The sequence below is a fragment of the Streptomyces candidus genome, from assembly GCF_014207445.1.
In the GTDB taxonomy this organism is placed as follows: domain Bacteria; phylum Actinomycetota; class Actinomycetes; order Streptomycetales; family Streptomycetaceae; genus Streptomyces; species Streptomyces candidus.
On sequence record NZ_JACHEM010000023.1, the window covers coordinates 1 to 11,920 of the forward strand.

The 11,920-nt window shown below is 70.4% G+C and carries 13 protein-coding genes; 8 read left to right on the forward strand and 5 right to left on the reverse strand.

What is annotated here, in order from left to right:
* Window positions 1-746 precede the first annotated feature (746 nt).
* Window positions 747-1,439, reverse strand: coding sequence for an MIP/aquaporin family protein (locus HNQ79_RS29475; RefSeq protein ID WP_185036041.1), 693 nt, complete (start codon window positions 1,437-1,439; stop codon window positions 747-749).
* A 716-nt stretch (window positions 1,440-2,155) separates the two neighbouring features.
* On the opposite strand from HNQ79_RS29475, the gene HNQ79_RS29480 reads away from it, so the two are divergent.
* Window positions 2,156-3,136: a TIGR03557 family F420-dependent LLM class oxidoreductase gene (locus HNQ79_RS29480; RefSeq protein WP_185036042.1), complete on the forward strand. Its 981-nt coding sequence runs from the start codon at window positions 2,156-2,158 to the stop codon at window positions 3,134-3,136.
* Between the two features lie 39 nt (window positions 3,137-3,175).
* Window positions 3,176-3,325, forward strand: a complete 150-nt coding sequence (locus HNQ79_RS29485) for a hypothetical protein (protein WP_185036043.1) — start codon at window positions 3,176-3,178, stop codon at window positions 3,323-3,325.
* Between the two features lie 373 nt (window positions 3,326-3,698).
* Here the strand turns inward: HNQ79_RS29485 and HNQ79_RS29490 are convergent, their stop codons facing one another.
* From HNQ79_RS29490 to HNQ79_RS29500, 3 genes are all read right to left on the reverse strand, one after another.
* Entirely contained in the window at window positions 3,699-4,994 is a 1,296-nt protein-coding gene (locus tag HNQ79_RS29490; protein ID WP_185036044.1) for a metal-dependent hydrolase family protein, read from the reverse strand.
* A 112-nt stretch (window positions 4,995-5,106) separates the two neighbouring features.
* Window positions 5,107-5,688 (reverse strand): pyruvoyl-dependent arginine decarboxylase, encoded by a 582-nt coding sequence (locus HNQ79_RS29495; protein ID WP_185036045.1) that lies wholly within the window; start codon window positions 5,686-5,688, stop codon window positions 5,107-5,109.
* A gap of 8 nt (window positions 5,689-5,696) precedes the next feature.
* A complete protein-coding gene (locus HNQ79_RS29500) occupies window positions 5,697-6,944 on the reverse strand; it encodes a carboxylate-amine ligase (protein ID WP_185036046.1) in 1,248 nt (415 codons plus the stop codon).
* A gap of 182 nt (window positions 6,945-7,126) precedes the next feature.
* On the opposite strand from HNQ79_RS29500, the gene HNQ79_RS29505 reads away from it, so the two are divergent.
* The 4 genes from HNQ79_RS29505 to HNQ79_RS29515 all read left to right on the forward strand — a co-directional run bounded on the left by HNQ79_RS29505 (window position 7,127) and on the right by HNQ79_RS29515 (window position 9,636).
* A complete protein-coding gene (locus tag HNQ79_RS29505) occupies window positions 7,127-7,504 on the forward strand; it encodes a hypothetical protein (protein WP_185036047.1) in 378 nt (125 codons plus the stop codon).
* Window positions 7,505-7,516: 12 nt separating this feature from the next.
* Window positions 7,517-7,816, forward strand: a complete 300-nt coding sequence (locus tag HNQ79_RS33315; RefSeq protein ID WP_221508291.1) for a DUF6207 family protein — start codon at window positions 7,517-7,519, stop codon at window positions 7,814-7,816.
* 344 nt (window positions 7,817-8,160) lie between these two features.
* Window positions 8,161-8,307, forward strand: a complete 147-nt coding sequence (locus HNQ79_RS34175; protein WP_260421858.1) for a hypothetical protein — start codon at window positions 8,161-8,163, stop codon at window positions 8,305-8,307.
* Between the two features lie 1,122 nt (window positions 8,308-9,429).
* Window positions 9,430-9,636, forward strand: a complete 207-nt coding sequence (locus HNQ79_RS29515) for a heavy-metal-associated domain-containing protein (protein WP_311772318.1) — start codon at window positions 9,430-9,432, stop codon at window positions 9,634-9,636.
* Window positions 9,637-9,819: 183 nt separating this feature from the next.
* Here HNQ79_RS29515 and HNQ79_RS34180 read toward each other — a convergent pair whose 3' ends face one another.
* Window positions 9,820-10,002 carry a hypothetical protein gene (locus HNQ79_RS34180; protein ID WP_260421859.1) on the reverse strand — a complete coding sequence of 61 codons (183 nt, stop codon included), beginning with the start codon at window positions 10,000-10,002 and terminating at the stop codon, window positions 9,820-9,822.
* A gap of 664 nt (window positions 10,003-10,666) precedes the next feature.
* Between HNQ79_RS34180 and HNQ79_RS29525 the strand changes: the two genes are divergently transcribed.
* Together HNQ79_RS29525 and HNQ79_RS29530 are read left to right on the forward strand one after the other, a co-directional pair.
* Window positions 10,667-11,452 (forward strand): HAD family hydrolase, encoded by a 786-nt coding sequence (locus HNQ79_RS29525; protein WP_185036049.1) that lies wholly within the window; start codon window positions 10,667-10,669, stop codon window positions 11,450-11,452.
* Entirely contained in the window at window positions 11,449-11,919 is a 471-nt protein-coding gene (locus HNQ79_RS29530; RefSeq protein ID WP_185036050.1) for a DMT family transporter, read from the forward strand. Before HNQ79_RS29525 ends, HNQ79_RS29530 begins: the two co-directional genes overlap by 4 nt.
* The last annotated feature ends 1 nt before the right edge of the window (window position 11,920 follow it).

The following is an 11,920-nucleotide window of genomic DNA, read 5'->3' on the forward strand; positions in this document are numbered from 1 at the left end:
TTCTACTGTCCGAGGCCCAGGGCGACGTGACAGAGGGTCCTGAGCCAGTCGGGCGGATCGCTGAGGGCCTCGTCTCGTTACCCGGTCCATGAGGGACCTGGCCCGGCCGCCGGAACCTCCCCGCCCGACGGATTCATCCTGCCTCAAGCTGGCACCCGACAAACCGTTGATGTCAGATCCCCACCCCCCACGTCGATGGCCTCACCCGACTCCCGCCTCGCGAGACGACGAGCCGATGCCCTCTTCGCGATGCTCCGCACCGGCACTTTCGACGAGCCCCAACCCGCCCGATCAGCTTGCCCAAACCCACAGGGGCCCCGCAGCGCAGGGCACGTGGGCGGATGCTCGCGTGCCCTGCGGCCGTCAGTTCCGGGGTGGCGCCTCTGGCACGGCGTACCGTGTGAACCATCCTCTGGCGGGGTGGTCGTCGGGCACGGAGTGATACAGCTCCGCGAACACGACCGCCAGCGCTCGGTCAGCCGCCTGCCAACGATCTGCGCCCCTGCTGCGATGAGTTCCGTCGTCCGGCTGGTGCGTTGCGATAGTGCGCATGGCCACACCCAGTGCGTCGACCGCGCCGAGCAGCCGTCCCGCGATGTCGTGAGTTGCGTCAGCCCCGGACTGCTGTGTCACGGCGATGCCGGCCAGCTTCCAGCAGGCATCCGCCACCTCCTCCGCCGCGGAGACGGCGGGACGGAGCTGCTCTGCGGCGTCCGCAGGCTCTCCCGCCGGACAGAAGGCCACCGTCAGTGCCCCGGCTGCACGGCGAGCGCCCGGGAAGCCGCGCTCTCGTCGGCCGTATCGAGAGGGGCCACGTCGTGGGGGTGGAGAGCGCGAAAGCCCATACCTGCCGCCGCCCCGCCGAGAAGATTGGCGAGCAGATAGATCCAGAGAGCGGACCAGTCGAACAGGCCCGCCATGGCTCCGCCGAGCGCCACAGCAGGGTTGAACACGGCTCCTGATATCCCGCCCACCGTGACCGCGCCCGCCAGTACGGTCAAGCCGATGGCGAGACCGTAGAACGAGTTGTCGGGGTGGCTGGAGCTGGTTGCCACGTTCAGGACGACATAGGCCAGTGCGAAGGCGAAAAGCGCTTCGACCACCAGCGCGGTTGCCAGTTCGCGGCCGGAGAACGACAAGGGGCGTACGGCCTCGGCCGACACGGCCCACCGGGCGAGCGGTCCGACTGCCAGCGCGGCCAGCGACTGGGCGCAGACGTACCCTGCCGCGGTCGCTCCACTGATCCGGCCGCGAAGGAGTACGGCTAGGGTGACCGCGGGGTTGTAGTGCGCGCCGGAGACGTGGCCTCTGGCGTAGACCATGACCGTCAGGATCGCTCCGACGGCCAACGGGGCTAACGGCGCCTCGGAGAGCACTGCCGTGCCCACCGTGAGGACGAGGAAGAAGGTGCCGACGAATTCGACCGCATACCTGCGCACTATGGCTCCTCATAACACGGGCTTCGGGTCTGACTTGCAGACACGTCGCGTCCCGGCCAAACGTGTGCAAGGGCACGCAGGGGCCTGAGTGCAAGAACGCGATCGCATCGGAAACGTAGTCACCACCAAGGCACCGGGCCCAGGGGGGTGCGCCTTACGGAAGGGTGACGTCGGCCGGAGGGCATCCGCCTGCCACCTGACGCCGGCGCTCACGCACGGCAGGAGTTCGGCGACGGTGCGGCTGGACTGCCACTCCACCGAGCGCCTCCCGCTGATCGCCTCCACCTGATGCGGACGAAGCCCGTCCTTGGACATCCAGCGTTTCCCTACTGTCGCGAAGCGTGCAGGGCGAGCCCCTCCGAGGGTTCCAACGAACCCGGAACTGTCACGTGACGACGCCGATGCCGCGGTTCGGGACCGCTGCGCCAGGGCGATGGCCAGGCTTGGTCACCGTACGCCGTGTCACCACGGCCCACCTCGATCGCTCGGCAGGCCGCCGATACCGGTACCCCGCCGCCGCGCCCGTTGGTCTCGGGGTGCGGTGGAGGGGGCCGGGTGAAAACAATGGGGGGCAGCGCAGGACTGCGCGCCTGTGCGCGCGGCCGGGTGCCCGGGCGTGAGTGCCGGTGAACTCGCAGGTGGGCGTTATGTGCCGTCTTCGGCGGGTACGTGGTCCGGACGTGTGCGACGTCTGACACGAGGAGATGAGGAGCAACATGCAGATCGGTTACAAGCTGACCGCCGAGTCGTTCGGCCCGGCGGAGCTGGTGCGGCAGGCCGTCCTCGCGGAGGAGGCGGGTTTCGACTTCGTCGAGATCAGCGATCACTATCATCCGTGGCTTGACAGTCAGGGGCATTCGCCGTTCGCCTGGACAGTGCTGGGGGGTATCGCGGCCAAGACGTCACGGATCGGACTGGCGACCGGGGTGACCTGCCCCACCGTGCGCTATCACCCGGCGATCATCGCTCAGGCGGCCGCCACTCTCGCCCTGATGTCAGAGGGCCGTTTCGTCCTTGGCCTCGGCTCGGGCGAACGACTCAACGAGCACGTCGTGGGCCACGGCTTCCCGGACACCGTCCGTACCCGGCACGAGATGTTGCGAGAGGCGCTGGAGATCATCCGGCTGCTGTGGAGCGGCGGGTACCAGTCCTACGAGGGCAAGTACCTGCGTCTGGAGGATGCCCGGGTGTTCGACCTCCCCGAGGAACTCCCTCTGATCGCGGTGGCAGGCAGCGGCAAGGCGTCGGCGCGTCTCGCCGCGGAGCTGGGTGACGGCCTGTTTGCCAACGAGGACAAGCCGGAGATCGTCCAGCACTACCGTGACGCCGGCGGCACCGGTCCGCGCTACGCGGAGGTCCCCATGGCGTGGGCGCCCGACGAGGACACCGCGGCGAAGGCCGCCCTGGAGTCGTCGCGATGGGCCATGACCGGTTGGAAGGTCATGAGTGAGCTGCCCAACCCGGTCAACTTCGACGCCGCGAGCACAACCGTCCGCAAGGAGGACATGCTGGAGAAGTTCGCCTGCGGGCCCGAGCCCTCCCGGTATCTTGAGGTGGCGCAGAAGTTTGCCGACGCGGGCTTCGACCATCTGGTCATGCAGAACGCCGGCCCCGATCCGGACGGTTTCATCGACTTCTACCAGCGCGAGCTCGACGGGCCCATGCGGCAGCTGAAGCCGAATGGCAAGCAGGCCTGAACCCGCCGTGCCACGTTGAGCGCGTGGGCTTCAACCAGCATGCGGGCGTCCGCAGCTGGGACCTGCGGCGCCGGGCTGCTGGAAGGCAAACGCGTCAGCCGGGTGAGCACCACCAACTGGAGCCCCACCTTCTGCAACACCCCCGAATTCGCCCAGGCCAGCCGGAGTCTCTACCTGGCCATCGGCTGAAGAAGGGGCTGTCGGCCAGCAGCTCCGGCCTCTCGAGACGGCCCGCCGGTTTCCTGGGTGGGCCGTCACGGTTGCCCGCGCCGGTGGCGGCCAGGCCGAGGGCCCGGCCGCGGCGCCGCGTTCCGTAGCTGCGAGGCAAGGAAGTATGCGAGGCAAGGAAGTAGAGGAGGAAAGGCGGCGGCAGGAGCAGAGAAGGCCGTGTGGCTGCGCCCGGCCTGCGATTGCTCCCCCCGTTGTGTTCCCCAAGGAGGCCGACGCGTTGATGGCGGCGCATGTGCGTGCAGGCGCCCAGGTCGGCTCTAGGGCCCCGCTTCCTCGCACCTCAGGACGAACGGCAGCCGGTGTGGTCGCGGCGGTGGACAGCCCAGGTCTTCTAAGGGACGTCCGCGAGGGGCGTGCCGCCGGTCCGGGAGGGCGTGGGGATGCTCAGCCGTCCGGAGGACAGCTCGGCGGGTGTGCGGTGGAGGTGTCCGCGGGTCATGACGAACTGGACGCGCCCGGTGGCTTCGATGTCGGTGAGTGGGTTGCCGGCGGTGGCCACGAGGTCGGCTGCTTTGCCGGGGGCGATGTGGCCCAGGCGGGACTGCTGGAGGAGTCCGGCGGCGGTGCTGGTGGCGGCCTGCAAAGCTCTCAGGGGGGTGAGTCCGTGGGCGACGAGGGTGGTGAACTCGCGCCAGCCCTGTGCGTGGGGGAACATGCCGACGTCGGTGCCGAAGGCGATGGTGACGCCACTGGCGGCGGGCAGGGTGGCACGGGCGCGCAGGTCGGGGGCGTGGCGGCGGTAGGCGTCGCGGAGGTCGGGGGACTTGTCCTGCCAGAACGCGTCGTCGTCCAGGCGGTCGAGGTAGTAGAACTGGGCGTACTGGGTCGGTACCAGGTAGGTGTCGGCTTCGACGAGCAGGGCGAGGGTCTCGGCCCCGGCGAGGCAAGCGTGCTCGATGCTGCGCACGCCGGCGCGGACGGCTCGCTGGACGGCTTCGTCGGCGAAGGCGTGGGCGGCGCACGGCAGGCCGCGGTCTGCGGCGGTGGCGACGAGCGCGTTCATCTCCTGCTGCGTGTAGCCGACATGGAGCGGGGTGTCGGCAGGGGAGGAGAATCCGCCTCCGGCGGCGAACTTGATCCAGTCGGCGCCCGAACGTGCCTGTTCGCGTACCCGCCGGCGCAGGTTGTCGGCGCCGTCGGCGAGGGTGCCCACTTCCAGCCCGTAGCGCTGGGCGAGGGCGGGTGTCTTGTCGCCGTGGCCGCCGCGTGCGGAGAGCAGGTTGGGGGCCACGAACATCCGCGGTCCCGGGATCAGCCCCTCCTCGACGCCCTTCTGCAGAGCGAGGTTGAGGGCGCCGTCGGCCGATCCCAGGTCTCGCACGGTGGTGAACCCGTGGTCGAGGAAGGTCCGCAGCAGGGGGACGGCGTTGAGCAGTTGGTATCCGGCCGGTTCGGTGTCGAGGTCGTCGTCGATGAGGTGGACGTGGCAGTCGATGAAGCCGGGCAGAAGGGTCAGCCCCGGCAGCGGGACGACGCGGGTGGCACTGCCGATCCGCAGATCGGCGCCGACCTCGACGATCTCGTCGCCCTGGGTGCGGACCTGCAGACCGGTCTGCGCGCGGTCGCTCTCGCCGTCCCAGAGCTGGTCGGGGCAGAGCAGGACATCGGAGGAGTCGCGGATGGGCATGGAGAAGGACACCTGCCTCAGCTGGGGGACGGGGGCGGGGAGGATCCTGCGGGGGCCCGCGGGGCGGCAGGGCGACGGGAGGCGCGGACCGCTGCACTGCGGGAGCGGGCGTTCAGAAGAGGAAGACGAGACAGGCGACGATCTTGACGTAGTCGCCGTTGGCCGGGCCGGTCGCCTCGGCGGCCGCGCTGTGCGTGTGGACCGTACGGCCGCCGATCGTGTAGTCCCGCGTGGAGGGCGAGTAGACGGCCAGGGCGTCGAAGTGCGCGTCGCCCCATTCCAGGGCCATGGCGGTCAGGGCCATCTGGACGGCCTTGTCGGCCGCCTGCTGGGCGGTTTTGCCCTGGGAGTCGTCTTCGTGGACTTCGGCGACGCAGCCCACCGAGCCGTCCTCAGGAATGGCGACGCCGACGGCGGTCGCGATCTGGGCGCCGGGTTCGTCGGTGCGGGCCAGGGCCTGGATGGCGAAGAGGATCTGCCCGTCCTGGAGGAGTTCGCCGCCCTGTTCGGGGGGGAGGAGGGTGCAGCCGGGGGGGACGCGGCTGGAGACCTGGACCCGGTTGACCCGGCCCAGACCGGCGTCCATGTACATCAGGTCATGGGCCTGGAGCTCGCGGGCGTGGACCCCGGTTCCGGTGGTGAAGTACATGTGGGTGGGCAGCAGCGCTGGTCCGGACAGAGTGTTCTGTGCCATGGGAGAGGTCACCGTTCCTTCGTGTCGTCGACGAAGTCCGTCGAGGTGGGGGGAGGAGCAGGAGCTTCATGGGTGAGCAGGACGCGGGCCGGTGGGGGAGAGACCGCCATTACGTCCACGGCCGCTGCGAACCCTCCTGGGCCCGCCCTGGCGGCGCGCTGGCGGTCGGCTCCGGTGCCGTGGCGGCGCACGGAGGCGAGCCAGCTGAGCACGGTGGGGCGGTCGCCGAACCGGTCGAGGGCGTCGCCCAGCTCACCGCGCGCGGCGGCCAGCTGGGCCCACACGGGCCGGGAGAATGTCGCGGAACCCGCCTGGCCGGTAGTCGTCAAGAGGTTGCCGCGCGCCCCGCTCCGGGAGGCCTGCCAGCACGCGGCCCGCAGCACCGCGTCCTCGACCGCGGGCGCGCCCTGCCCCCGCCGCACCCTGCTCAGCGCGGCCGCGGTCATCGCCCGCACCAGCAGCGCGAACGCCGCCGTGCCGGCCGCGTCGGGCATCACGTCCGCAACTCGCACCTCGACGGTCGGTACATGCCGGGAGGGACGGACATGCCAGTACAGCATCGCCGGATCGAGCGCCGCACCGCTCTCCACGAGCCGGTCCACCACCTGCTCGTAATGGTCTGCCGAGCGCAGGTAGGGCGGGGGACCCGATGTCGGCCACCTTCCCCACAGAGACGTCCGCCAGCTCGCATACGCGCTGTCCGTTCCCAGCCAGAACGGCGAGTTCGCCGACAACGCCAGCAGCACCGGCGTCCACAGCCGCAGCCAGTTGGTCACCTGGACCGCCTCCTCACGGTCGGGGATCCCCACATGGACGTGGCAGGCATTCACGCACTGCTGCTCCACCAAGAGCCCGAACCGCTCACCGATGGACGCGTAGCGCGGCTTGTCGAGCAAGGGTGTGGGCCCCGGATCGCCCAGGATCGAGGTTCCCCCGGCCACGAGCAGACAACCGTGGGCGGCCGCGGACTCCGCGGCCCCCCGTCTCAGCCGCCGCACCTCGGCAAGCACCTCGTGACGGTCGCGGCACACCCTGCCCACGCATTCGACCTGGGCCTGCGCCATCTCCGACTCCACGTGGGCCGGACCGCAGGCAATTTTGGCATCGTCGACGACGACCGCGGCGCGTCTGACGGCATGCCGGGTGCGTTGGTCGGCGAGGAAGAACTCCTCCTCCACGCCCAGTGTCAGCTCCGTTGCGGGACCGGGGGACGGGGCGGCGGGGTGCTTGGGTAAGTCGTCGGCGCTGTCAGACATGCGGATCCTGACTTCGGGGCGACGCCTTCGGCGGAAGCCGGTGGCGCGCGATGCGGCGAGAAAGGACCTGGCCCGGGTCTGTTCCGGATGCTTTCGACAAGCACCCCTTTCAACTCTTCCCACCGCCTCCGTGGCGGAATCATGGAAAGAATCTGCGAGCGACCGCACGAACGAGGGCGACGGTGTGGACTCCTGGCGCGGCCGGCGGCGCGCAGGAGCTGTTCCCGTTCGAGATGGCGAAGTTCGGGTTGGCCGTGGAGGACGCGCTCGCGCTGCCGGAGAAGCAGAAGGCCGCCCGCAAAGCCCGCAAGGCCGCCGAGCAGGCCCGCCAGGAGGCGGAGGCCGCCGCAAAGGGGGAGCACGAGCTGGGGCAGCAGGAGCGTGCCGCGGCGGCGGAGGTGCGTCGGATGCGCATCGCCGCGACGGCGGAGGTACGGCGGTCGTGGCGGAGGCCGCCACGGCGCAGGCCGAAGCCTCCTGCACCGTCTGGTGTGTCCTGGCGACAAGGTGCCGGATGTGAGGTGAGGTGCTGCCGTGGTCCGACGCGCTGCGGGGGCTGAATGCGGAGCAGCATGCGCCGCTGCCCGGGACCGGCTGATCCCGGGGTCCGGGGGAGCGTTCCCGACCGGGTGAACCCCGGGCGTACCGGTAACCGGCGGCGGGGCGGCCGCGTCCTTGCGGTCAGGGAACGCACCGACGATGCCCTGAGTGCCCACCTGCCCGAGCCGGGTCTTGCCGTACTGACCGTCCACGCCCTGGATGAGGACACTCTTCATGAGGTGTGCCGTGTCCTGGGGGAGCGGTGGGCGGCCACCACCACGGTGCGGGCCCGGCGGGTCCCGGGGCAGCACGGGGTGCAGGCCCGGGTGTAGGTCGACATCCGGCAGCCGCCCCCGGGGCAGGACGGGCCTACGACGCGACCTCGCTACCGAAACTGGGCGGCAGACCACGGCCCTTGCGGTCCGGGGAAGTCGCGCCGCGAGGGTGGCGGGGCCGACTGTGCCTTTCGCGATCCCGTCGGTGCGGCGGCCTTCCGCGGGGACGGGTTGCCAGAGCCAGGAGTCGCCGAAGCCGTCCGGAAGGCCTGGCCCCACCACCGCCATCCGGGGCGTGGACGGGGGTGTCGGCGTTCGCGTACGGGTGAAAACGGCTGATTTCCACGCAGTACTGGGCAATACATGAAGCGACTCATTCGCCACCCGTGAAAGGCCCGCCCATGCGCCGTATCGCTGCCGTTGCCGCCGGGACCGGAGCGCTCCTGATGCTCACCACCACCACCGCAGCAGCCGTACCCGCCGACGGCGGATTGTTGGGGATCCTCGGTCCCGGCGGGCTCCTCGGCTTTCTCGGCCGTCTCCTCTGACTTCGAGCGGACGTCCAGGGGCATGGCCGTGCGCATGCACGCCCGTGCCCTCCCCTCGTGCGGCGCGTGCGAGGAGGCGCCCGGAGCCGTCTCGGAATGACCCGGATCCCGTGCCCGTGGCGAGGCCGCCACCGGCGCAGCCGGACAATCCACCCTCCTCTGCTGAACCCCTCGGTCAGGCCACCGGAACGTTGAGGGCAACCAGCCCGTGCTGGCCCTGATCCGCACCGTCTGACCACAGGTTCGAAACGTGCCCGGCTGACCAGTCCTCAGCCGGGCTCCGTGCTGCCCACCACCCAGCACTACCCACCCGCCGACCGCACCCGCCACCAGGTCGTCAGGCGCTTTGCGGGGGCCGGCTTGCGCCAGCCATACCACGGCTGGGGCGAGGATCACCCTGTCGCCGTCATAGTGACGGCCGGGCCTGCATGCAGTTCGCAGCCAAGAGCTGTCGCCTCGCTCATACGCCGGCAGAACGCGGCGTCGTCCGGCCCGGTCCGAACTGGGTAGAGGGGTGCTCCCTCGGGAGGTGCACTCATGCGGAGAAAGATCCCAGGCACGCCGCCCCGCGAGCCAGGCACCCCACTTCCCCCGGTCAACAGCGCCCGAGACCCACAGTGTTGATGCCAGGCACGGGGGCAGGGCGATGATGGGGACGGAGTTCCGGAGTACGGAGGTGGCGACGCAGGACCGCTTCGCGTACTGACGGGCCGAGGACGGTGCGTCGGACCGACGGCCGGTCAAAGCCAGCCGGACGGTGCCAGAGATGGCTTGATGCCAGGCAAAGTGCCCGCGCTCCACCGCTGAGGGGTCCCGCCATGAAATGGCCACGTGGACATCCCATAGCCGCGGCCGAGCCTTGGGAAGGCGTCACCGATGAGCCGGCAACGGCTGAAGGATGCCGATGCCGCGCCTGCGACGCATGCTGGGTAACCCCGCAACCAGGCGGTGCCCACGGTCATGCCGGGTTCATCGAGTGCTGCCGCCCGCCACTGACGCTGCCAGCAAGGGGTACTCACGTACCGCAAGCCGCTCATCAAAGCGGGTGTTCGCGCATTCCCAGACGCCCGACCCGTCCAAGGGAGCACCGGCGAGACGGCGACCGCTGTCACGGACGCCCCTATCACCGTCTACCGCGTCTCCGGCATGACCTGCGGGCACAGCAGGACCGCCATCACGAAGGCGGTCGGCGAGCTGGACGAGGTCCTGGCCGCCGACGTCGACGTGACCGCCGGCCTGGTCACCGTCACCACCAACAGCCCGTCCGACGAGGCAGCGATCGCGGCAGCGGTCGACGACGCCGGCTACGAGCTCACCGGCCGCGCCTGACCCGCGCGACAGTCCACCGGCCGCCGGGGCCCTTCGCAGCCCGGGCACCGGCCACCACCCCGTAGTTCCGTCCGAACGAGGCATAGTTCCATGTCGGACCCTGCTGTTTGGTCACCCGGGTGAGCCGGAGTTTGGCGTCGTGGGAGAGCTCGTGGCGGACTGCGTCCGGGCCGGTGCGGGACGTCAGCAGGTCGAAGTCGGGTAGGTGAACCGGGTTGCGCCGCCCATCGTGTCGGCGCGGGTGGGGCAGTTGCCCTCGCCGGCGTAGGCGCAGGACTGCACGGTGCCGTCGGGGGCGGTACGCCGCGACGGCTGGCCCTCGACCGTCCACTTCAGCCGGGTGGTGGTGCCGGGCGGATCCGTCACCGAGGTCGGCCGAGCGGAGGCGTCGTACGCGACTCACGACGGGTGAGCGCTCGTCAACCAGGGAGCGCTCCGTGCGCCCGAGGCCGTCGGTGAGGGACGAGGTGCACAAGCCGGTTGCGGGTCCGCGTCGTCCCGAGCGAACCAGGATCCGACGTGTTCTGTCTCTCACCCGCGCCGCCATGAATCAGCCAACCGGGTGCATGGAAAAGAAAGTTCGTTCCGGGGGCCGGTCCGGCGCAATCGGGACGGTCCCCAGATGTTGACGCCTTGTCCCACCGGCGTACAACCGGGAACAGTCGTGGTGTCACTCTCGGCCGAAGAATGAGAAGTGATGCGAGCATCCTTCGACAACAAGCCAAACAGCGGCCTGGGCCTGCCGTCCCGCCGGTCTTCAGGGCTGATTGCCTGCCTTGACACGTACCGGGGCGGCAATGAGGATCAGCCACCTGAAGCGACGCCATGTCCTCGGATCTGCCGGCTGGTTCAGAACCGCTGTACAAGTCCGCGGGCCGGGGCCCCGGTCGTGGACGGGGCACCGCCGTCCCGTGATGTCCGCAGTGCACGCGTCAGCGAAGGCCGACTGCGGTCGGTCACGGAGTGAAGGTGGCCCACTGCCGTCACGCGGGCCGCTGTCGCTCCACCCGTAACGCCGAAAGGACCCCCCATGCGCCACCTGGCCGTGTTCGACCTCGACGGCACGTTAGTGGACACGCCCCGAGCCATCGTCGAGACCTTCAGCGCGGCCTTCGCCTCGCTGGGCGAGCCTGTACCCGACTCCGCCGCCATCCGCGCGACCATCGGTATCCCCCTGGAGCGGGCCTTCGGCAGCCTGTTGGGTGTCGATCCCGAAGACCCGTACGTTCGGCGCGGCATCGAGCAGTACCAACTCCACTTCCGGGAACTGATCCTACCCCGCGCCTCCGAACTCCTGTACCCGGGCGTCGAGCCGGGCCTGCGGAGGCTGCACGCGCAGGGCGTCGCGCTCGCCGTCGCGACCAACAAATTCCACGCCAGCGCCGACGCGTTGCTGCGTGCAGCCGGGCTGCGCGAACTCTTCGCCCAGGTGGTCGGCGCCGACGACGTCAGCAACCACAAACCGCACCCGGAATCGGGCCTGCTGATCCTGCGCACCCTCGACATCCCGGCCGACCGGGCCGTCATGGTCGGCGACACCACGCACGACCTGCTCATGGCGAACGCCGCGGGGCTCAGGTCCGTCGCCGTCACCTACGGGATCCACAGCCCCGAAGAGCTCGCCACCGCCGCACCCACCTGGACCGCCCACACCTTCGACGAGGTGGTCACCCACCTTGAGGCCGTACTGCTCCCGGCGTCCGAGTCCTTGCTGCCACCGGCACCCGAGGCGGCACGCCCACCGGCACCCGAGACGGCACGCCCACCGGCACCCGAGGCTGCACTCCCCCTGGCACCCGAGGGGGCCGCGACATGACCGGGCGCGCCGCCGACTGGCTGCTGGCCGTCAGCGGCGGCGTGCTGCTCACGCTGATGACCCAGTTCAACGGTGACCTGGCCCACCACACCGGCCCCGTGTACGCCTCGTGGGCGGCGCACGGTCTCGGCGCGGTGGTGGCGCTCGTGCTGGTGGCCCTGTTCGTCCGCCCGCTGCGCCGCACCGGGCGGCTGGCCGGCGGGGCGGTGCCGGGCAGGGCGCCGCTCTGGTTCTACTTCGGCGGCATCGCCGGCGCGGTCGTGGTAATGCTCTCCGCGATCAGTGTCAACAGTGTTCTGGAGCTGGCCGGGACGGTCGCCCTGATGCTCACCGGGCAGATCCTCTTCGGCGTCGTCTCCGACCGCTGGGGCCTGCTGCGCACCCCCCGACGGCCCATCACCCGCATGGACCTGACGGTCGCCGGATGCGTGCTCGCCGGCAGCGTGCTGATCGTCGTAGGAGCCTGAT

Bases quoted from the DNA above. Each gene is read 5' to 3' on its own strand.
- HNQ79_RS34175 (WP_260421858.1), top strand. From the start codon at position 8,161: ATGCGCCGTATCGCTGCCGTTGCCGCCGGGACCGGAGCGCTCCTGATG.
- HNQ79_RS29500 (WP_185036046.1), bottom strand. From the start codon at position 6,944: ATGTCTGACAGCGCCGACGACTTACCCAAGCACCCCGCCGCCCCGTCC.
- HNQ79_RS29525 (WP_185036049.1), top strand. From the start codon at position 10,667: ATGCGCCACCTGGCCGTGTTCGACCTCGACGGCACGTTAGTGGACACG.
- HNQ79_RS29485 (WP_185036043.1), top strand. From the start codon at position 3,176: ATGCGGGCGTCCGCAGCTGGGACCTGCGGCGCCGGGCTGCTGGAAGGC.
- HNQ79_RS33315 (WP_221508291.1), top strand. From the start codon at position 7,517: ATGCGCCGCTGCCCGGGACCGGCTGATCCCGGGGTCCGGGGGAGCGTT.
- HNQ79_RS29530 (WP_185036050.1), top strand. From the start codon at position 11,449: ATGACCGGGCGCGCCGCCGACTGGCTGCTGGCCGTCAGCGGCGGCGTG.
- HNQ79_RS29495 (WP_185036045.1), bottom strand. From the start codon at position 5,688: ATGGCACAGAACACTCTGTCCGGACCAGCGCTGCTGCCCACCCACATG.
- HNQ79_RS29480 (WP_185036042.1), top strand. From the start codon at position 2,156: ATGCAGATCGGTTACAAGCTGACCGCCGAGTCGTTCGGCCCGGCGGAG.
- HNQ79_RS29490 (WP_185036044.1), bottom strand. From the start codon at position 4,994: ATGCCCATCCGCGACTCCTCCGATGTCCTGCTCTGCCCCGACCAGCTC.